At 47.4% G+C, this 26,355-nt stretch carries 21 protein-coding genes; 12 read left to right on the top strand and 9 right to left on the bottom strand.

Annotated features, from left to right (window positions below; all coding sequences use genetic code 11):
• Positions 1-82: 82 nt before the first annotated feature.
• The gene (locus BQ7480_RS03050; protein ID WP_072541672.1) at positions 83-4,114 is read right to left on the bottom strand and encodes a hybrid sensor histidine kinase/response regulator transcription factor; all 4,032 of its coding nucleotides are present in this window, start codon (positions 4,112-4,114) and stop codon (positions 83-85) included.
• Positions 4,115-4,363: 249 nt separating this feature from the next.
• Positions 4,364-5,374, bottom strand: coding sequence for an aspartate-semialdehyde dehydrogenase (locus tag BQ7480_RS03055; RefSeq protein WP_072541673.1), 1,011 nt, complete (start codon positions 5,372-5,374; stop codon positions 4,364-4,366).
• Between the two features lie 187 nt (positions 5,375-5,561).
• On the opposite strand from BQ7480_RS03055, the gene BQ7480_RS03060 reads away from it, so the two are divergent.
• The 4 genes from BQ7480_RS03060 to BQ7480_RS03075 are packed head-to-tail and all read left to right on the top strand — an operon-like array spanning position 5,562 to position 9,929.
• Entirely contained in the window at positions 5,562-7,706 is a 2,145-nt protein-coding gene (locus BQ7480_RS03060; RefSeq protein ID WP_072541674.1) for a cation:proton antiporter, read from the top strand.
• A complete protein-coding gene (locus BQ7480_RS03065) occupies positions 7,703-8,428 on the top strand; it encodes a tRNA threonylcarbamoyladenosine dehydratase (protein ID WP_072541675.1) in 726 nt (241 codons plus the stop codon). The genes BQ7480_RS03060 and BQ7480_RS03065 overlap by 4 nt, the downstream gene beginning before the upstream one ends.
• A 5-nt stretch (positions 8,429-8,433) precedes the next feature.
• Positions 8,434-9,096, top strand: a complete 663-nt coding sequence (locus BQ7480_RS03070) for an ABC transporter ATP-binding protein (protein WP_072541676.1) — start codon at positions 8,434-8,436, stop codon at positions 9,094-9,096.
• Positions 9,093-9,929 (top strand): CvfB family protein, encoded by an 837-nt coding sequence (locus BQ7480_RS03075; RefSeq protein WP_072541677.1) that lies wholly within the window; start codon positions 9,093-9,095, stop codon positions 9,927-9,929. The genes BQ7480_RS03070 and BQ7480_RS03075 overlap by 4 nt, the downstream gene beginning before the upstream one ends.
• 68 nt (positions 9,930-9,997) lie before the next feature.
• On the opposite strand, the gene BQ7480_RS03080 is transcribed toward BQ7480_RS03075, so the two are convergent.
• The 3 genes from BQ7480_RS03080 to BQ7480_RS03090 all read right to left on the bottom strand — a co-directional run bounded on the left by BQ7480_RS03080 (position 9,998) and on the right by BQ7480_RS03090 (position 12,888).
• Complete coding sequence (locus BQ7480_RS03080) at positions 9,998-10,903, bottom strand: hypothetical protein (RefSeq protein WP_083581743.1); 906 nt, start codon at positions 10,901-10,903, stop codon at positions 9,998-10,000.
• A gap of 146 nt (positions 10,904-11,049) precedes the next feature.
• Positions 11,050-12,048 carry a DUF4435 domain-containing protein gene (locus BQ7480_RS03085; RefSeq protein WP_072541678.1) on the bottom strand — a complete coding sequence of 333 codons (999 nt, stop codon included), beginning with the start codon at positions 12,046-12,048 and terminating at the stop codon, positions 11,050-11,052.
• 15 nt (positions 12,049-12,063) lie between these two features.
• Complete coding sequence (locus BQ7480_RS03090; protein WP_072541679.1) at positions 12,064-12,888, bottom strand: AAA family ATPase; 825 nt, start codon at positions 12,886-12,888, stop codon at positions 12,064-12,066.
• Between the two features lie 184 nt (positions 12,889-13,072).
• Between BQ7480_RS03090 and BQ7480_RS03095 the strand changes: the two genes are divergently transcribed.
• From BQ7480_RS03095 to BQ7480_RS03105, 3 genes are all read left to right on the top strand, one after another.
• Complete coding sequence (locus BQ7480_RS03095; protein ID WP_072543873.1) at positions 13,073-14,965, top strand: AAA domain-containing protein; 1,893 nt, start codon at positions 13,073-13,075, stop codon at positions 14,963-14,965.
• A 78-nt stretch (positions 14,966-15,043) separates the two neighbouring features.
• A complete protein-coding gene (locus BQ7480_RS03100) occupies positions 15,044-16,642 on the top strand; it encodes an aspartate:alanine exchanger family transporter (RefSeq protein ID WP_072541680.1) in 1,599 nt (532 codons plus the stop codon).
• Positions 16,643-17,094: 452 nt separating this feature from the next.
• Positions 17,095-18,654: an ATP-binding protein gene (locus tag BQ7480_RS03105; protein WP_072543874.1), complete on the top strand. Its 1,560-nt coding sequence runs from the start codon at positions 17,095-17,097 to the stop codon at positions 18,652-18,654.
• Between the two features lie 26 nt (positions 18,655-18,680).
• Here BQ7480_RS03105 and BQ7480_RS03110 read toward each other — a convergent pair whose 3' ends face one another.
• Positions 18,681-19,049 carry a thioesterase family protein gene (locus BQ7480_RS03110; protein WP_072541681.1) on the bottom strand — a complete coding sequence of 123 codons (369 nt, stop codon included), beginning with the start codon at positions 19,047-19,049 and terminating at the stop codon, positions 18,681-18,683.
• A gap of 7 nt (positions 19,050-19,056) precedes the next feature.
• A complete protein-coding gene (locus BQ7480_RS03115) occupies positions 19,057-20,271 on the bottom strand; it encodes a mechanosensitive ion channel family protein (protein WP_072541682.1) in 1,215 nt (404 codons plus the stop codon).
• A gap of 90 nt (positions 20,272-20,361) precedes the next feature.
• On the opposite strand from BQ7480_RS03115, the gene BQ7480_RS03120 reads away from it, so the two are divergent.
• Genes BQ7480_RS03120 through BQ7480_RS03135 form a run of 4 tightly spaced genes read left to right on the top strand, consistent with a single transcriptional unit; the run spans position 20,362 to position 24,578 of the window.
• A complete protein-coding gene (locus tag BQ7480_RS03120; protein ID WP_072541683.1) occupies positions 20,362-20,940 on the top strand; it encodes a TlpA family protein disulfide reductase in 579 nt (192 codons plus the stop codon).
• A gap of 19 nt (positions 20,941-20,959) precedes the next feature.
• The gene (locus BQ7480_RS03125; protein WP_072541684.1) at positions 20,960-21,847 is read left to right on the top strand and encodes an electron transfer flavoprotein subunit beta/FixA family protein; all 888 of its coding nucleotides are present in this window, start codon (positions 20,960-20,962) and stop codon (positions 21,845-21,847) included.
• A gap of 5 nt (positions 21,848-21,852) precedes the next feature.
• Positions 21,853-22,872, top strand: a complete 1,020-nt coding sequence (locus BQ7480_RS03130) for an electron transfer flavoprotein subunit alpha/FixB family protein (RefSeq protein ID WP_072541685.1) — start codon at positions 21,853-21,855, stop codon at positions 22,870-22,872.
• Positions 22,872-24,578, top strand: coding sequence for an acyl-CoA dehydrogenase family protein (locus BQ7480_RS03135; protein WP_072541686.1), 1,707 nt, complete (start codon positions 22,872-22,874; stop codon positions 24,576-24,578). Before BQ7480_RS03130 ends, BQ7480_RS03135 begins: the two co-directional genes overlap by 1 nt.
• Before the next feature lie 162 nt (positions 24,579-24,740).
• Here BQ7480_RS03135 and BQ7480_RS03140 read toward each other — a convergent pair whose 3' ends face one another.
• Both BQ7480_RS03140 and BQ7480_RS03145 read right to left on the bottom strand, forming a co-directional pair.
• On the bottom strand, positions 24,741-25,100 hold the full coding sequence (locus BQ7480_RS03140; protein ID WP_072541687.1) for a hypothetical protein: 360 nt from the start codon (positions 25,098-25,100) through the stop codon (positions 24,741-24,743).
• A gap of 3 nt (positions 25,101-25,103) precedes the next feature.
• The gene (locus tag BQ7480_RS03145; protein WP_072543875.1) at positions 25,104-25,649 is read right to left on the bottom strand and encodes an RNA polymerase sigma factor; all 546 of its coding nucleotides are present in this window, start codon (positions 25,647-25,649) and stop codon (positions 25,104-25,106) included.
• Positions 25,650-25,782: 133 nt separating this feature from the next.
• On the opposite strand from BQ7480_RS03145, the gene BQ7480_RS03150 reads away from it, so the two are divergent.
• The gene (locus BQ7480_RS03150) at positions 25,783-26,184 is read left to right on the top strand and encodes a DUF6249 domain-containing protein (RefSeq protein WP_072541688.1); all 402 of its coding nucleotides are present in this window, start codon (positions 25,783-25,785) and stop codon (positions 26,182-26,184) included.
• The last annotated feature ends 171 nt before the right edge of the window (positions 26,185-26,355 follow it).

Consider the following 26,355-nt stretch of genomic DNA (forward strand, 5'->3'; position numbering starts at 1 on the left):
TTATTCAAAAATGCTCGACCATTGTTAATGAAGGCTATGGCGAGCATTTTTTGATATGATAGGCTTCCTCGACAAAAGAAGGTCACTTCCGTTTCTTTTTCAGATATTCTGAAGGAGCCATTCCATATTCATCCTTAAAACATTGTCTGAAATAGCCTATACTACTAAATCCGGTAAGATCGGAAATCTCAGCTAAAGAATACTTTCCGTCGTTTATTAGCTCTATACTCTTTTTCATTTTTACTTTTCTAACGAATTCATTAACTGACATTTCTGTCAATCCTTTGATTTTTCTGTATAGAGTAGAGTGGCTCATACACATTTTGTCTGCGATAAAGGCCACATCTATTTTCTCGATACTTAGGTTCTTTTCAATAATATCCGTAACCTTGTTCAAGAACTCTTGATCAAGTTTATTGAGATTCTGGCGCTCATTTTCAATATCTTTTTGCTCATTTTCAGTTGTGGGAATAGTTGTGATGACTTCTGCTATTTTTCTCCTGTTTTCCAGAATATTATTGATTCTGCTATTTAATAATCTGGCGCTGAACGGCTTGGTAATGAAAGAATCTGCTCCAGCTGCATAACCTTCTTCTTTATCTTGAAGTGTATCTTTGGCTGTTAGGAGAATGATAGGAATATGACTAGTACGCATATCTTTCTTTATGTTTCTACATAATTCGATGCCATCCATTACAGGCATCATAATGTCACTGATGACGATGTTAGGAATTTGATTTTGTGCGATATCCCATCCTTCTTTTCCATCAGCAGCCGTTATAACCTCATATCTGTCTTCGAATGAACTTCGTATATATTCTCTGATGTCTTGGTTATCTTCTACAAGAAGAATGATTGGTTTCCCGTCTTCAGTTTCTTTGAGCTCATTGGATAATATATTCTCTTGTGAGAGGGAATCTGTTTCTTTAATTGTTTGGTGTTCAGCATTGGGATAAGTATTTTCTGTGAGCAGTTTCAAGGTAAACTTGCTACCTTTTTCTACTTCACTTTCCACGTCAATTGTAGCTTGATGTAAATCTGCCAAAGATTTCACTAAAGCTAGTCCAATGCCAGAACCAGAAACTTGGTATTTTCCTTGTCCTTGATAATATCGTTCGAAGATATGGTTGAGGGATTCTTTGGATATGCCATGCCCTGTATCTTCTACGCTGATGATTGTATATTTGATATCATCTTTTTCTTTGGTTTCTATAGATAGTGTAACCCTTCCTTTAGGGGTATATTTTAGAGCGTTCGACATCAGGTTATCTACAATGATGGTGATGATTTCCTGGTCATAGTAGAGTTTGGATTCCGGCAAGCTCGTTTTAATATGGATCTCTACATTGGTATTCTGATTCAGCTCCTTATATTTTATGCCTATTTCTTGAATTAATCGGGTTAGGTTGTCATAACGAACTTTAAGTTTTCTGTTTTCTGTTTCTGTTTTTCTGAATTCAAGAATTTGGTTGATTAGATTTAATAGTCTGTTAGCACTATTTCGGATAATGCTAATTTTGTTGGTTTGTCTAGGTGATAATGTGTCGTCGGCCTGTAAATCTTCCAGCGGTCCTAAAATTAATGTCAGGGGAGTGCGTAGTTCATGTGTGATATTAGTATAGAACCTCAGACGCTCGTTATTCAATTTTGGGTCATTTTCATGTTGGTGATGTTCCAAATTCAGACGACTTTCTAATGCCAGTTTCCGTTTGTAGAAATGAAGTATAGCATACATGATAAGGCATATAATGATAAAGTAGGTAAGTTTGGCATACCAGGTGAGCCAGATTGGAGGAGCTATCGTAATTTGGATGGCAGTAAAATTATCACTCCATGTTTGGTTTCTCATTCTGGCTTTTACTTTAAAGGTATATTTACCTGGCTGTAAATCACGAAATGTAATTTTATTTTCATTCTCTACTTCGAACCATGTTTTACCTAAACCTTCCATGGTATAGGCATATTCTACTTGTGGACTCTGTGTATAATCCATTACACCAAATGTGACAGTAAAGGTGCTGTTTTTATATGAGAGATTTACTTTACCATTTATGATGGGAGTAATAGAATCTTTATTGCTGGGTTGAGAGTATTCGTAACTTCGTACGCTTGTGATTTGTACGGGAGCTATGGTAATGTTTTCTACGATATCTTCTGGATTAAAGTAGCATGCTCCATTTTGGGATCCAAAAAAGAGTGTGCCATCCTTTCCTATGCAAACCGAACCATCCATAAAGTCCCCTCTTGGTACTCCTTGATGCCAAGTATAATTAAGAAATTTTTTTTCTTCCTTTTTCCATTGAGCGATACCTCCGTTTGTGCTAAGCCATATTTTCCCTTGTTTGTCCTCAATGATAGCTCTGACATTTTCATTGATTAAACCTTGTTTATGATCGAAAATCTCAATTTGAGGTTTTAAGGGATTGGGAATATAAGCAATACCTGCGCGGGTCGCTGCCCATAGTCCCCCCTTATTATCTAGATAAAGGGAGTTTACAGCGTTGGTATTCATGCCATTGGTTGTATCGAATTGCATGATACGTTGTTTTTGTGATGAAAAAACAACAAGTCCTTTGCCGAATGTCCCTAGCCATAGCCGTCCTTGTCGGTCTTTTTGAATACCATGTATCATTAAGTCTGGTAATTGTTCGTTTATTGTTTTCTCTTCACTTATGATACCGTCTTTCCAAGAGTATAAGCCATTTTGAGTGCCGATCCAGATTTTATCGTTATCTTCAAATATACAACAAATTTCTGCGTCTTTGTCATTTATTGGAATCCGGGTTATAGCTTTGTTTTTAGGATTACACATGAGTATTCCGTCTTTATATAAACCGAGCCAGAGCATTCCGTTTTTATCTTTGAAGATGACAGATGCATGAGTATGGGGATTGGCTTTCCCGGCTAATGAGATGATTTTTTGAAGCTGCATCTTTTCATTGAATACGGCTATTTCATGTTCTCCTCCTAGCCAGACATGCGACTCGTTATCAATCGTAAGTCCCCATATTTGTTTATCGGTTAAGGCCCCGTCTTTTAGAATACTGTACTCCAAGGTCTGGAAAATAGGCTTATTGTAACTTAAAAAATCAACTCCTCCACGATAGTTCCCAATCCAGATGTTGCCAAATGAGTCTTGTAGAAAGCTTTTGGCATTAGGAGATGAAATTCCGTGCAGATCGTTGCTTGCCTTTATATTCTGAAAATGTGTGTTTTGTGGACTTGTAAATACATTTTCATTTAAGTCTAAAATGCTGATGCCTCCCATTTGTGTGCAAACCCATAATTTTCCATCTTTACTTTCTCCAATATCATTAATTTGATTGGAAAGAATTGAAGTCGGATTGTTGGGTTGATTTTGAAAAGAAATAAACTGTTCCTTTTGTGGATTGAATAAGGCAAGTCCATCTTCTGTACCTACCCAGATTGAGTTTGTTTTGCTGATTAGAATGCAATGAATTGTATTATTGGGAATGCTATATGGGTTTTGGGGGTCGTGACGATATACTTTAGCAGTTTGTTTCTCTATATCAATCACTGCTAATCCCCCTTTTTGAAGTCCTACATAAAGATGTCCGTTCTTGTCTTCTTTTGCACACCAGAAGTGGCCTGAAGACAAGCCTTTGATATTTTCCGCCTTATAATGTGTAATTTTTTTGGTTTTGTTGCTATAATGGTCTATTCCGAGGTGATAATGGGTAATCCATATTCCTCCGTCGGAAGAAGGGCTTAAGTCTGTGACATCTTGCGTCATCATTCCTGAGAGATTGGTGAATGTTTGTGTTTCACAATTAAAGATGCAAACTCCATCGCGTTGGGTACCTACCCAGACCGTATTGTCTGTCTCATTATAATATAATACATTATGTGCATTACTTTTGATAGCTGAATTACCGGTATTATATATGGTAAAATCATTGCCATCAAATTTGCATAATCCGGATTCAGAAGCCATCCATATATATCCTTGCTTGTCTTGGATTACATCAACGATATAATTGCTGACCATACCGTCAGTCATGGTTAGGCGTTTGAAAGTGTATTGGGGTTGAGAAAAAATCAATTGAAATTCTCCAAGTATAAGAAGAAAAAGTAAAATAAGTTTATTTCTCATGGTTATTGTATTTAATAAGCAAAAATACAATAAAATTGGTGAATAGAAAACTTTCTTTTATTGGAAATGTCGCATCAGATACTTTTTCTTTGTGTTACACTTATGAAAGGAGAATTGAAACTTGTGTTTGTAGATAAGGTATTAATGCATAGCTTCAATTGGGAGTAAACTATATAAAAAAGCATCGTCTGCATTATTGGAAGATTTAGCAGACGATGCGTATTAAGTTTTGATAACGAAGTAAAACCGTTATCCGATATTCTTCACTTTAATCAGGTATTCTGCAATCTGTACTGCGTTGAGTGCGGCACCCTTCTTAATCTGGTCGCCTACAATCCAGAAAGTCAGTCCGTTTTCGTTTGACAAGTCCTTGCGGATACGTCCTACATATACTGGATCTTTTCCAGCCAGGAACAACGGCATCGGATATTCTTTCTTTTCCGGGTTGTCCATCAGCACCAGACCTTCTCCGTGAGCAAAGGCTTCGCGGGCTTCTTCAATGGATACCGGACGTTCCGTTTCAATCCAGATGCTTTCTGAATGAGAACGAAGAGCAGGCACACGTACACAAGTAGCACTGACCTTTACGTCAGAGTGCATGATTTTGCGTGTCTCGTTATACATCTTCATCTCTTCTTTTGTATATCCGTTGTCCGTGAATACGTCAATCTGAGGAATCAGGTTGAAAGCCAGCTGGTAGGCGAATTTCTCTACCTTGACAGGCTCACCTGCCAATACCTGACGGTATTGTTCATAAAGTTCGTCCATGGCAGCTGCACCGGCACCGCTGGCTGCCTGATAAGTAGCCACGTGTACACGCTTAATGTGAGTGAGGTTTTCGATGGCCTTCAGGGCCACTACCATTTGGATGGTCGTACAGTTCGGGTTGGCAATAATACCGCGCGGGCGGTTCAGGGCATCGGCGGCGTTGACTTCGGGAACCACCAAGGGAATGTCGTTGTCCATACGGAAGGCGCTGGAGTTGTCAATCATTACCGCACCATATTTAGTAATGGTTTCAGCGAATTCCTTTGATGTGCCGGCACCGGCAGAGGTAAACGCGATGTCAACTCCTTTGAAATCATCGTTGTGCTGCAGCAGTTTTACTTCGATTTCTTTTCCGCGAAAAGTGTATTTTCGTCCGGCACTTCTGGTTGAGCCGAACAACAGCAGTTCATCTACCGGGAAGTTTCTTTCATCGAGCACGCGCAGGAACTCCTGTCCTACGGCTCCGCTTGCACCAACAATTGCTACTTTCATTTCTTATGTTTCTTGTTTAAGTTAATAAATTCCGTGATTGTATTGCTTTCTGTGCTTCAGTAAGATATTTAAAATTCGTCCTGTAGCTATTGAATCGCAAAATTAAAACATTTTGGAATACCAAACGGGAAATGCGGAACTTTTTTCGTATTTTTGTCCATAAATTTAAAACAGACCGCTCATTTATATGGAAGAATTGTTAGATTTGTTTCATTTCGATATAGATTTTCCCATTACTGACCCGACCTGGATTTTTTTCTTGGTTTTGGTTATCATTTTGTTTGCACCGATTGTGCTGGAACGTTTGCGCATTCCGCACATCATCGGCATGATTCTGGCGGGTATCGTGATTGGGGAACATGGGTTCAACATTCTGGCCCGTGACAGCAGTTTTGAACTTTTTGGTAAGGTGGGATTATATTACATCATGTTTCTGGCCGGTCTGGAAATGAACATGGAGGATTTCAAGAGTATCCGCATGAAGGCGACCGTGCTGGGATTGCTGGCGTTTATTATCCCGCTGGGTATCGGAGTGTGGACAAACCAGCATCTGCTGGGATATGGCTTGATTACTTCCGTACTGTTGGCCAGTATGTATGCCTCGCACACCCTGATTGCCTATCCGATTGTGATTCGTTATGGCATCAACCGTCAGCGGGCGGTAAGTATTGCGGTGGGAGGTACGGCGGTGACGGATACGCTGACGTTGCTGGTGCTGGCCGTGATTTCCGGTATGTACAAAGGAGAGACATCGGATATGTTCTGGATTTGGCTGGTGCTGAAGGTGATAGTGGTGAGTGCTGTCATCATGCTGACTTTCCCTCGCATCGGACGCTGGTTTTTCCGGCGTTACAGTGACCAGGTAGTACAGTATATCTTTGTGATGGCCATGGTGTTCCTGGGAGCGGGACTGATGGAATGGGTCGGTATGGAAGGTATTTTGGGTGCTTTCTTGGCCGGATTGGTCTTGAACCGTCTGATTCCGCATGTGTCTCCGCTGATGAGTCACCTGGAATTCGTGGGGAATGCCTTGTTTATCCCGTATTTCCTGATTGGGGTGGGCATGCTCATCAATGTCAATGTGCTTTTCGGACATATCGATTCCCTCAAGGTGGCTTCGGTGATGATTGTGGTAGCCTTGCTGGGGAAATGGATTGCCTCTTGGCTGACACAGAAGATTTACCGCATGAAGTCGGTGGAACGGGAACTGATGTTCGGCTTGAGCAATGCACAGGCGGCAGCTACTCTGGCTGCGGTGCTGGTGGGCTACAACATTATTCTGCCTTCGGGTGAACGTCTGCTCAATGAGGATGTGCTCAACGGCACGATTTTGCTGATTCTGGTGACTTGTGTGGTCAGTTCGTTCATCACGGAGCATGCGGCCAAACGGATTGCGATGGATGATGCGGAGCTGGACGAAGAGAAGGAGCAGAAAAAGGAACGTATTCTGATACCGGTTGCCAATCCGGATACCTTGGAGAGGTTGATGCAGTTGGCCTTGGTGGTGCGCGATGAGAAACGTACGGACAATTTGGTCGCACTGAATGTGATTAATGACAACAATGACTCGGTGCGTCTGGAGATGCGGGGCAAGCGTAGCCTGGAAAGGGCGGCGCAGATTGCGGCTTCGGCCAATGTCCCGCTGAAAACGGTTTCTCGTTTCGATTTGAACATTGCGACGGGAATTCTGCACACGGCTAAAGAAACGGAATCGACAACGATTGTTATCGGTTTGCATAACAAGTCCAATCTGGTAGACTCTTTCTTTGGGAATCTGACGGAGGACTTGCTGAAAAATACTTATCAGCAGGTGATGATTGCCCGTTTTCAGATGCCGGTAAACACGTTGCGGCGTATCATTGTGGCCGTGCCTCCCAAGTCGGAATTTGAGCATGGCTTTGTGAAGTGGATTACGCACCTGTGCCGGATGAGCAGTCAGCTGGGATGTCGCTTGCATTTCTTTGCGCATCCGCAGACATTGGGCTACATCAAGGGATATATCCAGAAAAAGCATAAGGATGTGATGACGGAGTTCCAGGAACTGGACAACTGGGACGACCTGCTGATTATTACCGGGCAGGTGAATTATGATCATTTGCTGGTGATTGTAAGTTCCCGAAGGGGTTCTATCTCGTATGACTCTTCTTTTGAACGCTTGCCGATGCAGGTTTCCAAGTATTTCAATAATAACAGCATCATGTTGTTGTATCCTGACCAGAAAGGCGACCCGAATGAAACACTGAGCTTTGCCGACCCGCGCGGATGGGCCGAAACGCAGTATTATGACAAGGTGGGCAACTGGTTTTATAAATGGTTTAAGAAAGATTCATGAACGAAAATAAGAATATAGAATGGCAGCAGCGTACGGAACTGTTGCTGGGAAAAGAAAAAATGGACCGCTTGCGGAACGCACATGTGCTGGTCGTTGGCTTGGGCGGTGTAGGTGCCTACGCGGCAGAGATGATTTGCCGTGCCGGAGTGGGGCGGATGACAATTGTGGATGCGGATACGGTGCAGCCTAGTAACATCAACCGTCAGTTGCCTGCCACTCATTCCGTAATTGGCCGACCGAAGGCGGAGGTATTGGCAGCCCGTTTCCGGGACATCAACCCGGAACTGGATTTGACGGTACTGCCGGTCTATCTGAAGGATGAGGCGATTCCGCAGCTGTTGGACAGTGCTTCGTTCGATTTTGTGGTGGATGCCATTGATACGGTAGCTCCCAAGTGTTACCTGATTTATCATGCGCTTCAGCGGGGGTTGAAGATTGTCAGCAGCATGGGAGCCGGGGCCAAACGCGATATTACGCAGGTACGTTTTGCCGATTTGTGGGAAACATATCACTGTGGGCTGAGCAAGGCGGTACGGAAGCGTTTGCAGAAGATGGGCATGAAGCGGAAACTGCCGGTGGTGTTCAGCACGGAACAGGCCGACCCGAAGGCGGTGATATTGGTGGACAACGAGCAGAACAAGAAGTCTACGGCAGGTACGGTGAGCTATATGCCGGCTGTGTTTGGCTGTTATCTGGCGGAATATGTGATTCGTAAATTATAAAGCGTATGATTCAGTTGGAAGGAATAACCAAGAGCTTTGGCACGCTCCAAGTGTTGAAAGGAATCGACTTGGAGATAGCCAAGGGGGAAGTGGTGAGCATCGTAGGCCCCAGCGGCGCAGGAAAGACCACGTTGCTTCAGATTATGGGTACGCTCGACAAACCGGACAGCGGACGCATTGTCCTGAACGGGACGGAGGTGAACCGGCTGAAGGAGAAGGAACTGTCTGCTTTCCGTAACCGGGAAATCGGTTTTGTGTTTCAGTTTCATCAGTTGTTGCCTGAGTTTACGGCGGTGGAGAATGTGATGATGCCTGCCTTGATTCAGGGAAAAGCGATGGGGACGGCCCGGAAAGAGGCGTTGGATATTCTGGCGTTTCTAGGTCTGTCGGAACGTGGCTCCCATAAGCCGGCCGAGCTGTCGGGAGGAGAGAAACAGCGGGTGGCTGTGGCCCGGGCTTTGATCAATCATCCCTCGGTGATATTGGCCGATGAGCCTTCGGGCAGCCTGGACACGCAGAACAAGGGCGAGCTGCATCAGCTGTTTTTCGATTTGCGCGACAAACTGGGACAGACGTTCGTGATTGTGACCCACGATGAAGGGCTGGCGGCACAGACCGACCGTACGATTCACATGATAGATGGTAAAATAAAAATAGAAGCATTATGAGTCATATAAAATTAGGAAAATATAATCAGCTGGAAGTGGTGAAGGAAGTGGATTTCGGAGTGTACCTCAATGGAGATGAAGACGGCGAAATTCTGCTTCCGAAACGGTATGTGCCCGAAGGTACTAAACCGGGTGATGTGTTGAACGTGTTCATCTACCTCGATATGGAGGAAAGGCTGGTGGCTACCACCTTGCAGCCGTATGTGCAGGTGGGTGAGTTTGCTTGTCTGGAAGTGGCATGGGTGAACCAGTTCGGGGCATTCTTGAACTGGGGACTGATGAAGGACTTGTTCGTACCTTTCCGCGAGCAGAAAATGAAGATGCAGAAGGGAAAGCGTTACGTGGTGTATGTACACTTGGACGAGGAAAGCTACCGTATCGTGGCTTCGGCCAAAGTGGAGCATTTCTTGTCGACCGAAAAGCCGGATTACCAGCCGGGTCAGGAAGTGGAAGTACTGGTATGGCAGCGCACGGAGCTGGGATATAAGGTGATTGTGGAAAACAAGTTCAGCGGCATGCTGTACCACAATGAGATTTTCCAGCCTTTGGAAGTCGGCATGCGGCTGACGGCGTTTATCAAGCAGGTACGTCCGGATGGAAAGATTGATCTGGTATTGCAGAAGGCTGGTGCACGGAAGGTGGATGATTTTTCGGAGGTGCTGTGGCAATATATCAAGGACAACGACGGATTCACTCCGTTGAACGACAAGACAGATGCGGAAGTGATTTACCACACGTTTGGGGTAAGCAAGAAGACTTTCAAGAAAGCTGTCGGCGATTTGTATAAGAAACGTCGCATTGTATTGGAAGAAGACGGCATACATTTGGCTTGAGTCAATCCATCTAAAATAAAGTGCTGAAGTTTCTGGAGAAAGTTCCGGAGGGCTTCAGCACTTTGTGTTTATAGACGCTTAGAGAGAGATTTTCGGTCGTGGTCCGCTTCTTTTTTCTGATTCTGTCGGGAGCGGCTTTGTCCGGGTTTTACCGTAGTACCTTTGTTCGGCTTTGCCTGAGGGCGAGTGGCCGGCCGTCTTTGTGGAGCGGCTTCAGGTCTTCGCTGTGGTTGGTTTTTTGGCCTTCTTTGCGGACGGGCTTCCGGACGGGCCTGAGGCCGGTTGTTGGGCTTTTGTACAGGTCGGTAGTCCGGTCTGCCGTTGGCCACGGGTTGGTGTCCCGGGCGGGGAGCCGGTGTCCAGTGATTGTCTTTAGGCGGGCGGTTTCCCGGTTTGGGCCTGGCAAAATCCTTGGGACGCAGCTGGGGACTGATATGGCACGGACGGGTGTACACCGGATGACGATAGCGTATCGGATAGTTTCTCCGGTAGAAGCTGGCGCCGCCGAAATGGGCCCGGCAGTGTCCTCCCCGGTAGGTCAGGTAGTGGCGGGGCGGGCCGAAGTAAAAATAGTTCCGGTTGGGATATACCTGATAAATACGGAGGTAGCACACGCTGTTGAGGGCATAAATGGGGCGGAAGAAGTATTCTATTCCCATGAAGCGTACATATTCCGCATTGGAAAGTACCCAGCGGAGGTCATCGTTGCGTTCGTCCAGGTAGCGGTAGTAGGCATCCAAGGCGCGGCTGTCGGCTATGGCGATGCCTGAAAGGTAAGGACCTACGTTGTTCAGGAAATCATAGTTGATTTCATACAGATCGTTGTATTGGTCGGTGCTCAGATGCAGTTCGAAGGCCATGCGGTCGGTCAGGAAGCGTGCGTTGATTCGGAAGTCTCCGAGGCCGGAAGCGCGACCGGACAAGGCGGTCAGGCAGAAGGCCAGTAAGCAGAGGAAAAATGTCTTTGTTTTCATAAGCGTTGTCTTTACCGGCTGAATGTGATTCCTTCAGCTTTTTGTTATGTGACAAAATTAGCAGAAGAAAAAGCGCGGGTCAAGATGAAAACGCCCATTCTTTGATAGGGTTTTCCCTATCTTGTATAGGAATTTCGCCGTTTGGCTTACCGGATAATCTTGAGGAATTTCTCGATGTCTCTCCGAATCATCTGATAAAGAGGCGAGTGAGTATAGAAGTTGTTCCGGTGGATGACGACTTCCACGCCCACCTGGCTCCGTTGGTAGCTGGTCAGTTCGTTGTGCAGCTGCATGTCGTGGAGGGCCAGGTCATGAATCTGCTGTTCCCGTTCCCGGCGCAGCACGGTGCATACGGGGATTAACAGGCGCAGTACCACGTTGTCCATGATGTGATGGCCTTGGATGAACATATAGGTGTTGTCGGGATGTACACCGAGCTGTTCGAATTCTTTTTTCATGTCTTCAATTTCTCCCAAGGCATCGGGGTGACGGTGTTCCAGGTCGTGCAGTTTCCGGTTGACTTTTTTCGCCATGTTTTCCAGGCTACGTTCCGGATGGTGGGTGCTGACCTGATCCAGCTTGACGTACGAACAGAAATCCAGCAGGGAGAATTCGGAAAGGATGTGCCGGCGGTAGAACCATACCGACCAGATGAACAGCGGATAAGCAATCTGGGAATACAGTTTCATGAACTCCACAAAGTTGATGAGCTTGTGGTCGTTCAGGGTAGCCATGACACAGACCTCGTGCAACCCTTCCGCGTAGCAATGATAGTTTTCGATGGCGTAGGCGTAGGTTTGCATCACGTAGGGACTTTCGATGATGTATTGGGAAGTATGGGTACGTCCTTGCAGGAGATAGTCGTAATCGCTGTCCACACAGGCAATCATGTTCTCACCCAGCTGTTTTCCGAGTTGGTTCATCAGTACGGTTTTCTTGCCTTTGGCCAACGATGTCTGGGAAGGCAGCATCACTTCGAAGTAACGGGTGTTGTCTTCGTATTCCGAGAGGATGGTTCTCCAGAAAGAAATATCATCGTAGCTTTCCACGTAAGCCACGATTTTTCTTCTCGCACGTTTGGGCTTGAGGCTGTTGGCCGCTCCAATGTACAGGGAAGAAAGGTTCTCAGTCAGTCTTTTTCCCATACGGCTACTTCTTTTTTAACGGGTTGTAATGTCACTCACTTCGGTCACGGCATCCATCCAGCCGTTCATGATGAGGGCCGGAGAGTGGGTGGTCAGGATGATTTGTACGTTCGGATTCAGGCTCCGGATGAGGGAAATGAGGCGCTGCTGCCATTCCACGTGAAGAGAGATTTCCGGCTCGTCCATGAAAAGGGTACACGGTTGGTTGTCTTGCACCAGTACGGTGAGCAGGATGACCAGCATCTGCTTTTCGCCGGAAGACAGCTGGTAGGGCGTCAGGATGTCACCGTCCTGTTCAAACAGAATTTCGTTGTTCTGGCGGAGGATTTTCTTTCCGGTCTCACTGAACAAATCGTCCATCAGGTCCTGAAAATGCGTCTTCGGTCGGGAGATATCGGCCGCCTTTGCCTGATTCTCCGGCTTTCCACTCGTCAGCAGAGAGATAATCCGGTTGCCGATGTTCACCTGATAATCCAGGTAGCGCCGCTGGAGCAGATAAAGCTGCCAGTCGAGTTCCGTCTTCACGTTTTGGTTCCCGATTTTATCCAGCAGTCCCGCGCTGAGCAGCGGACGGTCGAAACTGCGTATTACATCGAAATGGATGTAGGTGGCATCTTCCGGATAGAAGGTGAACGAGACTCCTTCATGCACTCCGTTGCTGAGGGCACCGCCTTCCAGGTCGCTCAGACGGCGTACGGAGTTGTTCAGAATCGTGCTTTTCCCGATACCGTTCACTCCGCTCAGGATGTTGACGTCCGGGCGTAAATCCCAGGCAATGTTTTTCCGGCCCCATAAGCCTTTAATCTCAATGCGCTTGATGTATTCAGCTTGTTTCTTCATGGCTGTCTTTGTTTACACGTCAAACAAAAATAGCAAATTATCGGGAATAAATCAACGGGGAGCCGGTTCTTTTTTCAAAAACCTCGTAACTTTGCAGAAATTAGGGGGAAAGAGGGCTTCCACATGAGCGTGAAAAGGTTTTTTGTGGCTGAAAGCCCGACCTCTGCAAGCTGAAAAAGAGAAAATGAAGAAAGAAAATACAGTCATCCAATCGCCGGTGTTGTACTTGCAGCATCAGTATGAGCTGTTGAAGCTGGAGTATGAATATGAGAAAGCGCAGTTCAAGCAGCAGACCGAACTGATGGGCATCGGACGGAAAATCAAGCGGGGCATGTGCTGGTATCCCTTGTCGTTGGGAAGAAGTTATTACAACGCCTTGAACCAGCTGGTCATCGAGGTGGAACGGAAAGAGGACAAGGAGATTGAGCATCTGTTCGAGTATGGGCGTCCGGTGTGTTTCTTTACGCAGGACTTGTCGGGCAAACTGACCTACCTGAACTTTGTGGCCACGGTGAATTATGTGGAGGAAGACCGCATGGTGGTGATTCTGCCGGATGCCAATGCGTTGCTGGCTTTGCAGAGCAAGGAAGTGCTGGGGGTACAGCTGTATTTCGATGAGACCAGCTACCGGCTGATGTTCGAGGCACTCAAGCAGGTTCTTAGTGCGAAGAACAACCGTCTGGCAGAGCTGAGGGACATTTTCCATGGCACACAGCCCGTATCCACCTTCTCGTTTCAGCCGGTGCGTTTCCCGTGGTTGAATGCCACGCAGGAAGAGGCGGTCAACAAGGTGTTGCATGCCAAGGATGTGGCCATCGTACACGGCCCTCCCGGAACGGGAAAGACGACCACGCTGGTGGAAGCCATTTATGAAACCCTCCACCGGGAAAATCAGGTGCTGGTCTGCGCACAGAGCAACATGGCCGTCGACTGGATCAGTGAGAAGCTGGTCGACCGGGGCGTGAGTGTGCTGCGCATCGGAAATCCCAGCCGGGTAAACGACAAGATGCTGTCGTTCACCTATGAGCGGCGTTTCGAGGCCCATCCGGACTACCCTCAGCTGTGGAGCATCCGCAAGGCCGTGCGCGAACTGTATACCCGCAGCCGGAAAGGGGCCGACCGGGAGAGTATCCGGCAGAAAATCAATTCGCTGAAAGACCGGGCCACGGAACTGGAAATCCGCATCAACGAGGCTTTGTTCAGTGAGGCAAGGGTGATTGCCTGCACGCTGGTGGGGAGCGCCAACCGTCTGCTGATGGGACAGAAGTTCGGAACGGTATTCATTGACGAGGCGGCACAGGCGTTGGAAGCGGCCTGCTGGATTCCGTTGCGGAAAGCCGACCGGGTGATTCTGGCCGGCGACCATTGTCAGTTGCCGCCTACGGTGAAATGTCCGGAGGCCCTGCGTGCCGGACTGGGGCATACGCTGATGCAGTGCATTGTGAAGAACAAGCCGGAGGTGGTGTCTCTGTTGAAGGTGCAGTACCGTATGAACGACGAAATCATGCGCTTTTCGTCCGACTGGTTTTACGGGGGCATGCTTCGTTCGGCTCCCGAAGTGAAATACCGCAGCATCCTGGACTTCGATACCCCGATTGAATGGGTCAATACCGAAGGGATGGATTGCAACGAGGAGTTCGTAGGCGAAAACTACGGGCGCATCAACAAGCCGGAGGCGGAACTGTCCATCGGGCAGTTGAAGGAATACATCACGAAAATCGGCCGGGAGCGTTTCCTGGAAGAACGCATCGACGTGGGGCTGATTTCGCCGTACAAGGCGCAGGTGCAGTACCTCCGCCAGCTGGTCAAGAAAGATGCGTTCTTCAAGCCCTACCGTTCCTTGATTACCATCAATACGGTGGACGGTTTCCAAGGGCAGGAACGCGACGTCATCCTCATCAGTTTGGTACGGGCCAACGAGGACGGACAGATTGGTTTCCTGAACGATTTGCGCCGTATGAACGTGGCCATCACGCGGGCCCGCATGAAACTCATTATTCTGGGGGATGCTTCCACTTTGACAAAACATGCTTTTTATAGGAAGCTCTACGAGTATATCGGCAGTCTGCGGGAGTGAATTCGGAAATCGGGAGAAGGATATTCGCAAAATTTGATTATCTTTATCCCGATTTTATTCACACTATTCTAATTTTTTATGTTGACAGACTTACTGCAAACTTCGTATTTTGCAATTTTCTTGATTGTAGCCTTGGGCTTTATGCTCGGACGTATCAAAGTGATGGGGTTGTCGCTCGATGTGTCTGCCGTGATTTTTATCGCCCTTGCTTTCGGGCATTGGGGCGTGTCTATTCCAAAGGAACTGGGAACCTTCGGGTTGGTGCTGTTCATTTTCACTATCGGCATCCAGGCCGGTCCGGGTTTCTTTCATTCTTTCCGGAGCAAAGGAAAGACCTTGATTCTGATTACCTTGCTGATTGTGGCTTCTGCCTGTCTGACGGGGGTGGCCATGAAGTATCTTTTCGATATCGATACGCCCAGTATCGTGGGACTGATTGCGGGGGCGCTGACCAGTACGCCGGGTTTGGCGGTGGCTATCGACAGCACGCAGTCGCCGCTGGCTTCCATTGCCTACGGTATCGCCTATCCGTTTGGGGTGATTGGGGTGATTTTATTCGTGAAACTGCTTCCCAAGCTGATGCGTATCGACTTGAATGAAGAGGCCAGACGTTTGGAAAAGGAACGGCGCAGCCAGTTCCCGGAGCTGAACACTTGTCTGTTCAAAGTGACCAACCCTACGGTTTTCAACCGTACCCTGATTCAGTTGAATATCCGGGCCATGACGGGTGCCGTGATTTCGCGTTTGAAGCGGGGCGATGAGATTCTGATTCCGAAAGCCCATACCGTGTTGCAGGAAGGCGACCACATCCAGGCGGTGGGCAGTGAGGATTCCCTGAAGAATCTGGCTCTGATGCTGGGCGAACGGGAGGAAGGAGAACTTCCACTGCGCCATACGCAAAGCATCGAATCCTTGTTGCTGACCAAGAAAGATATGATTAACAAGCAGCTGGGTGAACTCAACTTGCAGAAGAACTTCGGTTGTACGGTAACCCGCATCCGCCGAAGCGGCATCGACTTGTCTCCCTCTCCGGAACTGGCCCTGAAGTTTGGCGACAAACTGATGGTGGTGGGCGAAAAGGAAGGGATACAAGGAGTGGCCCGGTTGCTGGGGAATGACGTGAAACGCCTTTCGGATACCGATTTCTTCCCCATTGCCATGGGTATTGTGCTGGGCGTGCTGTTCGGTAAACTGAATATTTCTTTCGGAGGAGGGATGACCTTCTCTCCGGGACTGACCGGGGGCGTGCTGATGATGGCGTTGTTCCTGAGTGCCATTGGCAAGACGGGACCGATTATCTGGTCCATGTCGGGACCGGCCAACCAGCTGTTGCGTCAGTTGGGCTTGCTGCTGTTCCTGGCCGAAGTGGGTACGTCTGCCGGAAAAACCTTGGTGGCTACCTTCCAGGAGAGCGGTTTCCTGCTTTTCGGGGTAGGTGCTTTGATTACCCTCGTACCGATGCTGCTGGCGGCTGTCGTGGGACGGCTGGTGTTTAAGGTCAGTCTGCTCGATTTGCTGGGTACCATTACCGGCGGTATGACCAGTACCCCGGGACTTGCGGCTGCCGACTCCATGACCGACAGTAACATACCGGGAGTAGCTTACGCTACAGTATATCCCATCGCCATGGTGTTCCTAATTCTGTTTATTCAGTTGATTGCACTGGCAGTAATATAGTATTTGAGAAGGCTTGCTTTGCCTTCGGTGAGGAAATCCTGAAAGTCTGCATCTGTAAAGAGGGAGGCTTTCAGGATTTTTTTTGTCGTATCCAGCAGATACTTTCAGCAGCCCCTGAGATAAAGTTCAGAGGCCTTGTCGCATACTTCTTTTTGTCCTGAAGAATCCTCTGTTTCACACTGCGGGATTTGTATTCCACACTGTGAAATATATATCCCACACTGTGGTTTTTGTATCCCACAGTGTGGGACAGAGAAATTGTCCCGAAGTTTGGGAGAAAATATAGGGGAAAATGAAAGTTTTTGTAGGGGCAAGTTTTATTTTTGCTGGGGAAGATGAGTCCTAATCTTGGAACAAATTAGGATAAATTCTTCTCCTTTTGTTCTTTTCACTTGGTTTTTCACTATATTTGTAATTAACAATTACTTCATCCTAATTATCAATTGAATCGTATGAAATACCCCATTGGAATACAGAGCTTCGACCAGCTGATAGAAGACGGTTATGTGTATGTGGACAAAACTGATTTGGTTTACCGTCTGGTGAAGGAAGGTAAGATTTATTTCCTGAGCCGTCCGCGCCGTTTCGGAAAGAGTCTGCTGGTATCCACGTTGAAAAACTATTTCCTCGGCAGGAAGGAGTTGTTTAAGGGACTGAAGATGGAGGCGCTGGAGAAAGACTGGAAGGTGTATCCGGTGTTTCATATCGATTTCAATGGAGGAAACTTTACCCAAAAAGGCGTTTTGCAAAGCTGGATTGACGGGTATGTATCTTCCTGGGAGCGTGAAATAGGGATGGAGGCAGACAAAAGTCTTCCCACCGGATTGAGGTTCATCGAACTGCTGAAAACGGCCTATGAGAAGTCTGGTTTGCGTGCCGTGGTACTGGTGGATGAATACGACAAACCTATTCTCGATGTTTTGGACTATGACAAGGACCTGGAGGAGGAACATCGTAATATACTGAAAGGCTTTTATTCCACCTTCAAGGGGGCGGATGAATACTTGCAGTTTGTTTTCCTGACGGGTGTGACAAAGTTTTCGCAGGTGAGCGTATTCAGCGGTTTCAACCAGCCTAAAGACATCAGCATGCACGCCAAGTATGAGACATTGTGCGGTATATCGCAGGCAGAATTTGAACATTATTTCAGAGAGTCTGTCGGGCAGATGGCAGATGATTACGGATGTGCTTTTGATGAAATGATGAATAGGCTGAAATTGCAGTATGATGGTTATCATTTCAGCAAACAAATGACCGATGTGTATAATCCCTTCAGTTTGCTCAATGCGTTTGATGCGGGAGAAATAAATGATTACTGGTTCAAGAGCGGTACTCCTACCTATCTTATCCGTTTGTTGGCGCACTCAAACGAAAATATGAACGAGATTACGGGAAAGTATTATTCTCCGGAGGAATTTATTGATTACAAGGCGAGTGTGGAACAACCTTTGCCGATGATTTATCAGAGCGGCTATCTGACCATCAAGGAGTTTGACATGGAAGAAAGAACGTTCCTTCTTGATTTCCCTAATAACGAAGTGAAGCGTGGGTTCCTTACAATGGTGGCTTCCTCGTACTTTGATAAGATTGAGACTGCCTCATGGATAAGGAAAGCGGCCTCACAACTGAAAAAGGGGGAACTCGATGATTTCCGCACAGGCCTGACTTCTTTCCTGGCCAGCATCCCCTATACCATGCGCCGTAAGGAGAACGAGCGTGAGAAGGAACGGTATTTCCACTATACTTTCTATCTGATTATGCGTCTGATTAGTGTCTATACGGTTTATACGGAGAAGGTGCAGAGTCAAGGTCGGGTAGATTGCATTGTGGAGACTCCTAATTATGTGTATATCTTTGAGTTCAAGCTTGATGGTACAGCTGCAGAGGCCATGCGGCAGATAGAAGAGAAAGGTTATGCGAAAGAATATGGGGCAGATACCCGTAAACTGTATCAGATAGGAGCCGTATTTTCTTCGGAAACGGGAACGATAGAGGAGTGGATAGTCAGATGACGACTTATCCACTTCGATCCTTTGGGTTATAGTTTGCTCAAAAAACGTTCCCGGTCCACAATATATCGGATGTGGGTACCTTCGCCCACCAGTCCCTTGCGGTCGGAAGCACTTACCTTGAAGGTCAGTTTCCGGCCTTCTACTTCGGTAAGTTCCGCGGTGGCGGTAACTTCCTCTCCCAAACCGGAAGGTTTGAGGTGCGTGGTCTGTATCATGGCACCTACGGTAGTGGAGCCTTCCGGGAGAGCCGGTTGGACGGCATGCATGGCTGCATTTTCCATCAAAGCCACTAAGGCGGGAGTGGCAAAAACTTCCATGTCGCCCGAGCCGAGTGCCAAGGCGGTGTTAGTGGAATTTACCTGTACGGTACTGCTGTATGTAAGTCCTGTTTCCATGGTTCTTTTATTTTGAAGTTATAAATTCATTTTTCTCATTGGGTTGAAAGTCGGTTCCGGCAGGGCGCTGGAAGATGTGCAACCCGAATTCCGGTACTATGGCAATCAGGTGGTCGAAGAGTTCACCTTGCAAGGTTTCGTAGGGAATCCAGTCGGGCGTGTTCGAGAAGCAATACACTTCCACAGGGATGCCTTCGGTGGTAGGTTGCAGCTGGCGGACCATCTGCATCAGGTTGTGGTTCACGTCGGGATGGCTGCTGATGTACTTCAGGGCATACTCCCGGAACACGTGCAGGTTGACCGGTGGTTCACTGCCTTCTGCGGGGACACTTATCCATCCTTTTTCCGTGAAGCGGGCCACTTCTTCCGGGGTACAGAAATGTACGGTGGTCATATCAATGAACAGTGAACGCTTGATGCGTCGTCCGCCGCTTTCGCGCATGCCCCGCCAGTTCTGGAAGGAGTCGCTGACCAGGGCGTAGGGAGGGATGGTCGTGATGGTCTTGTCGAAGTTCTGCACCTTGACCGTCGTCAGCGAGACTTCCACCACGTATCCGTCGGCTCCGTATTTGGTCATGGTAATCCAGTCGCCCGGACGCAGCATGTCGTTGGCCGAAAGCTGTACGCCGGCCACCAGCCCCAGAATGCTGTCCTTGAATATCAACATCAGAATGGCGGCTGAGGCCCCGAGTCCGGTCAGGATAGCCGTCGCATTCTGGTCAATCAGGATGCTGATAATCAGTATGATTCCAATGCCGATGGCCACCAGGTTAATCATCTGGTAAATACCTTTGAGCGGACGGTTTTTCAACGCCTCGTGCTCGCTGGAAATCTCATACAGTGAGTCCAGAAAACATTTAATCAGCATGAGAGAGGTGATAATGAGGCAAATCAGACTGATTTTCAGTAGAATCTGAAGGAGATAGGCCGAGGAGTCGTTGAAGGCGAAGGGGAGCAGGATGTACCAGATGATAGGGGGAATCATCCGGCAGAAAGAAGTCATCATCTTGTCGTTAAACAGATAGTCGTCCCAAGTAGCCTTGGTGCGGGCCGTGATTTTCCGTACAGCCGGCATAATCAGGTGGCGGAACACCAGCGTGGTGAGATAGGATATCAGTAAAATAGCTAAAATAAGCACCACTTGGGTGGTCCAGCTGAGGTTGTTCTTTTCAATGCCGGTCTGCTGGAGAAGTTGTGCGATTTCTTGGTTCAGTGTATTCATATTTGCAGCGTCTTTTTATCTTTTCCGGACTCAAAGATAAACAAGTTCTGAGAGTTTGCAAAACTTGTGTTTCTTGTTTATCTTTACTGTATGAAGTGGAATCGGATTTTTTGGTTTTTTTTTCTCGGATACCTGTGCTTTTCCTGCATCCGGGATGAGGTTCCGGCGGGTACGAATATTGTGGGGCCGGGAGATGGGTTACCCGATTTTTCGGTGGTATTGAGCGATGGTTCAGTGGTGAGCCGGGAATCATTGAAAGGGAAGGTGGCCGTGCTGGTGTTTTTTCATACGGGTTGTCCGGATTGCCAGGAGGAACTTCCTGTCATACAGCGGTTGTATGAGGAATATGCTTCTTCGTCCGAGGTGTGTATCTGTGCCATTAGCCGGGAAGAAGGGGAGGCCGAAGTGGCTTCCTATTGGCAGGCCCATGCGCTGACTATCCCTTATTCGGCACAGGAAGACCGGAGGGTTTATGCGCTTTTTTCCACGGGTGGGGTGCCTAAAGTCTATGTGTGCGGGCCAGACGGGAAAGTGGTTTCTGTCTATTCCGACAATCCCATTGCCACCTATTCCAAGTTGAAGGAAGATGTGGAGAATGCACGTATTTTTTCTTCATATCTTTTTGCGGAACAAATGGTTTCACTAAATTTGCCGACAAGAAATTACTAATACCAAAATAAAGAATCTAATGAGTTTGAAAATTGTAGTATTGGCAAAACAAGTTCCCGATACACGTTGTGTGGGAAAAGATGCCATGAATGCCGACGGTACGATTAACCGTGCGGCACTTCCGGCGATTTTTAATCCGGAAGACTTGAATGCTCTGGAACAGGCACTCAGACTGAAAGACACACATCCCGGTTCTACTGTGACGATTTTGACAATGGGACCAGGCCGTGCCGCTGAAATCATTCGTGAAGGATTATACAGAGGAGCCGACAACGGTTATCTGCTGACAGACCGTGCCTTTGCCGGTGCCGATACGCTGGCCACTTCGTATGCGCTGGCAACTGCCATCCGCAAGATTGGTGCATACGACATCATTGTGGGTGGACGTCAGGCTATCGATGGAGATACCGCACAGGTAGGTCCGCAGGTGGCCGAAAAACTGGGATTGCCGCAGGTAACTTACGTAGAAGAAATTGAAGAAGTAAAAGACGGACGCATCCGCGTGAAACGTCATATCGACGGCGGTGTGGAAACGGTAGAAGCTCCGCTGCCGATTGTTTTGACGGTGAACGGTAGTGCCGCTCCTTGCCGTCCGCGCAATGCGAAACTGGTGCAGAAATACAAACGTGCACTGGGTGGTCAGGAAAAAGCGGCCATTACCAAAGACGGGGCTGAACTGCCTTATGCTTCTTTGTATGAAAGCCGTCCTTATCTGAACATCACGGAATGGAGCGTAGCCGATGTAAACGGTGACACGAAACAATGCGGTCTGTCGGGTTCTCCGACCAAGGTGAAGAGGATTGAAAACATCATCTTCCAGGCAAAGGAAAGCAAGACACTTACCGGCAGCGATGCAGACGTAGAGAATTTGATTGTTGAACTGTTGGCTAACCATACTATCGGATAAAGACTATGAATAACGTATTTGTATATTGTGAGATGGAAGGTGCCCATGTGGCCGATGTCAGTCTCGAACTTTTAACCAAAGGTCGTAAGTTGGCCAACCAGCTGGGATGCCAGTTGGAAACGATTTGTGCCGGCAGTGGCCTTGCAGATGTAGAAAAACAAGTTTTGCCATACGGAGTAGACTGCGTGCATGTGTTCGACGCTCCGGGCTTGTTCCCTTATACTTCACTTCCTCATACTTCTATTCTTGTCAACTTGTTTAAGGAAGAAAAACCGCAGATTTGCCTGATGGGGGCGACAGTGATTGGTCGTGACCTGGGTCCGCGTGTGTCTTCAGCTTTGACGAGTGGTCTGACTGCCGACTGTACGCAGCTGGAAATCGGTAACCATGAAGACAAGAAGAACGGCATCACTTACGAAAACCTGTTGTATCAGATTCGTCCGGCTTTCGGAGGTAACATTGTGGCTACCATCGTCAATCCGGAACATCGTCCGCAGATGGCTACCGTTCGTGAAGGGGTGATGAAGAAAGAAATCGTAGATGCCAACTACCAAGGTGAAGTGATTCGTCACGACGTAGCGAAATATGTACCCGAAACGGATTATGTGGTGAAGGTTATCGACCGTCACGTGGAAAAAGCAAAACATAATCTGAAAGGAGCACCTATCGTGGTAGCCGGTGGTTACGGTATGGGTAGCAAGGAAGGTTTCGACATGCTGTTCGAACTGGCCAAGGAACTTCATGCAGAAGTAGGTGCCAGCCGTGCGGCGGTAGATGCCGGTTTCTGTGAACACGACCGTCAGATTGGTCAGACAGGGGTAACGGTACATCCGAAATTGTATATCGCTTGCGGTATTTCCGGACAGATTCAGCACATCGCCGGTATGCAGGATGCAGGTATCATCATCTCTGTGAACAGCGACCCGAATGCGCCGATCAACACCATCGCCGACTATGTCATCAACGGTACGGTGGAAGAAGTAATCCCGAAAATGATTAAGTATTACAAAAAGAACAGTAAATAATGGCAAACTTTTATACAGAACATCCGGAACTCAAGTTTCACTTGAACAATCCGATGATGGAGCGTATCTGTCAGTTGAAAGAACGCGATTACAGAGATAAAGACGAGTACGATTATGCGCCGCAGGATTATGCGGATGCCATCGACTCTTACGATAAAGTGTTGGAAATTACCGGTGAAATCACGGGTGAGGTGATTGCACCTAATGCTGAAGGAGTAGATCAGGAAGGTCCGCATCATGCCAATGGCCGTGTGGAATATGCTTCGGGTACAAAGGCTAACCTGGAGGCTATGGTAGAAGCTGGATTGAACGGAATGACCATGCCGCGCCGTTTTGGTGGTTTGAACTTCCCGATTACGCCGTACACCATGTGCGCGGAAATCGTGGCACAGGCCGATGCCGGTTTCGGTAACATCTGGTCTTTGCAGGACTGTATTGAAACTTTGTATGAGTTCGGTAATGAAGACCAGCATAGCCGTTTCATTCCGCGTATCTGTGCGGGCGAAACCATGTCTATGGACTTGACTGAACCGGATGCAGGTTCCGATTTGCAGAGCGTGATGCTGAAGGCTACGTACGATGAGGCCAACAACTGCTGGCGTCTGAACGGAGTGAAACGTTTCATCACGAACGGTGATGCCAATATTCACCTGGTACTGGCCCGTTCGGAAGAAGGTACTCACGACGGTCGTGGCTTGTCTATGTTCATCTATGACAAGAACGATGGTGGAGTTGACGTACGTCGTATTGAAAACAAGCTGGGTATCCATGGTTCTCCGACTTGTGAACTGGTGTACAAGAATGCGAAGGCTGAACTTTGTGGCGATCGTAAGCTTGGTTTGATTAAATACGTCATGGCATTGATGAACGGTGCCCGTCTGGGTATCGCGGCTCAGTCAGTAGGTTTGAGCCAGGCTGCTTATGATGAAGCATTGGCATACGCAAAAGACCGTAAGCAGTTCGGTAAGGCGATTATCGAATTCCCGGCTGTGTACGACATGCTGGCTACCATCAAGGCGAAACTGGATGCCGGTCGTGCGTTGTTGTATCAGACTTCCCGTTATGTGGATATCTACAAAGCCTTGGACGACATCGCCCGTGAACGCAAGCTGACTCCGGAAGAACGTCAGGAACAGAAACGCTATGCGAAACTGGCCGACAGCTTTACCCCGTTGGCAAAAGGTATGAACTCTGAATATGCCAACCAGAATGCCTACGACTGTATTCAGGTACACGGCGGTTCCGGCTTCATGATGGAATATGCGTGTCAGCGTATCTACCGTGATGCCCGTATCACCAGCATCTACGAAGGAACGACTCAGTTGCAGACGGTTGCTGCCATCCGTTATGTGACCAACGGTTCGTATGCGGCTACTTTGCATGAATTTGAAACGGTACCTTGTGCGCCGGAATATGAAGGTTACATGAACCGTATCAAGGACATGACCCGTAAGCTGGAAGCTTGCACCAATGCAGTGAAGGAAGCACAGAACCAGGAACTGCTGGATTTTGTGGCCCGTCGTTTGTATGAAATGGCAGCTGTCTGCGTGATGAGTCACTTGCTGTTGCAGGATGCCACCAAGGCTCCTGAAATGTTCGGTAAGTCACTGAATGTGTATGTGAACTATGCAGAGGCTGAAGTGGAAAAACATTTCAACTTCATCCGCAAGTTCCAGGCTGAAGAACTGGCAAGCTACCGGAAATAAGTTTCTGGCGGTATTTTCAAATAAGAACGGCTGACAATAAGTCATCACATAAAATCCTCCTGAGGTTAGTCTGAATCGAATGAAAGACTGGCGCAGGAGGATTTTTTTCTGTTTTTATGAATAATGTGCTCCGTTGGGTGGACTGGCTTTTGAACCGCTTCTTTAAGTGTGTGAAATGAGTTTTTTCCGTAGCCATTGGTTGAACAGGAAGAGCAGGAAGAGGGCACAGAGAATAGGCAGATAAAATAGGCAGGTCTGCAGGGAAGGACTGTCTTCTTGCAAGGTTTGTAGCAGGGCGAGGATCTTATTTCCGTATTGCCAGCATAAAATCCCCAGGCAACCTCCACCTGCCAGAAAGGTAGTGACGAGCATAAGGATGAACAATCTTTTTTCTTGCCGCTTTTCGCGTAGAAAGGTTTCCTGATGAATCTTCTGCATCATCCGGTAACTGAAATTGCTGGGCAGCCGGTAGTCAGGCTGCTGGCTGAGAGCCTTTTTAAGTCCTTTATCGGTGGTATTCATAAGTCAATCCTCCTCTTTCATTAATGTACATAATTTTTTGCGGACGCGGTGTAGCTTTACTTTCACATTATTTTCGGTCAGGTGAAGGATATAGGCTATTTCCGTCACCGGTTTCTCTTCTTCATAGAAGAGTGTCACCAGGGCCTTCTCGTCCGAAGTCAGACGGGTGAGGGCTCGTTGCAGCTTTTCTATCTGCATCTCATTTTCCGTATTGAGTGTTTCATCTACTTCCGTATCCGACAAGCTGTTCCACATCCGGTCGTCGAACGAAAGGAGTTCATGCTCTTTCTTCCGCAGGGCAGACGTGGCGGTGTTGTAGGCAATGCGGTAAATCCAGGTGGAGAAACTGCTGTTCTCCTGAAACGAGGAAAGGTGGGTGAAGGCTTTCATAAAACAGTCTTGCGTCAGTTCTTCTGCATCCTCCGGTGAACCCACCATGCGAACAATCAGATGAAACACCTGTGGCCCGTAAGTATCCAAAAAGTAGGAGAACTGTTCGGTTCTCCCGCTCAGAATGGATGCGATGATATGTGATTCCTCGTTTTGCATGATGCCTTTTAGACGCGATGCCTTGTGAAAGGTTACAGCCTGCAGAAAAATTTTTTTCATGCTCATGGAGTGTAACCTTTTCCGTGGGGATGCGTCTAAAGGGGCAAAGTAACAAATTAAAAACGAAACGACGATGGAAGAATTAATGATTGTTGCCAATGTGGCCATTGTATTTGGAGTGATTTATAAACTGTTTGAACTGTTTGCTGGAAGAAGAGAACGGATGATGCTGATTGAGAAATTGGGAGATAAGCTGACGCCGGAAACCTTTAAGCAGGGTATTGTGTATCGGCCCAGTTTGTTCTCTTTTGGTGGACTACGAGTAGGATGTCTGCTGTTAGGGATAGGTGTAGGGTTGTTGATTGGATATGGTCTGGTATATGCCACTCAGCCGGAATATTTTATGGAAGATCCGAGCCGGGCAGTAGAGTATACGGTTTCCGTTATTTACAGCGCCAGTGTGTTGCTGGGAGGAGGTTTAGGTCTGGTCATTTCTTATTTGATTGAAAAGAAGCAGCTGGACAAGGAGAAATAAAAGTTTATTTTACTCTCGGACAAAGCGGTTTGATACGGATTTAAGGTGTCAAATCGCTTTTTTATGGTATGATTTACCTTAAATATGTGTATTTATTCTTTATTTATCCAAACAAATGCAATATTTTGAACCCAGATAGGATATTCTTTGTAATTTTACTGAGAGGTAAAT

This window comes from Bacteroides mediterraneensis (assembly GCF_900128455.1).
GTDB classification, from domain to species: domain Bacteria; phylum Bacteroidota; class Bacteroidia; order Bacteroidales; family Bacteroidaceae; genus Phocaeicola; species Phocaeicola mediterraneensis.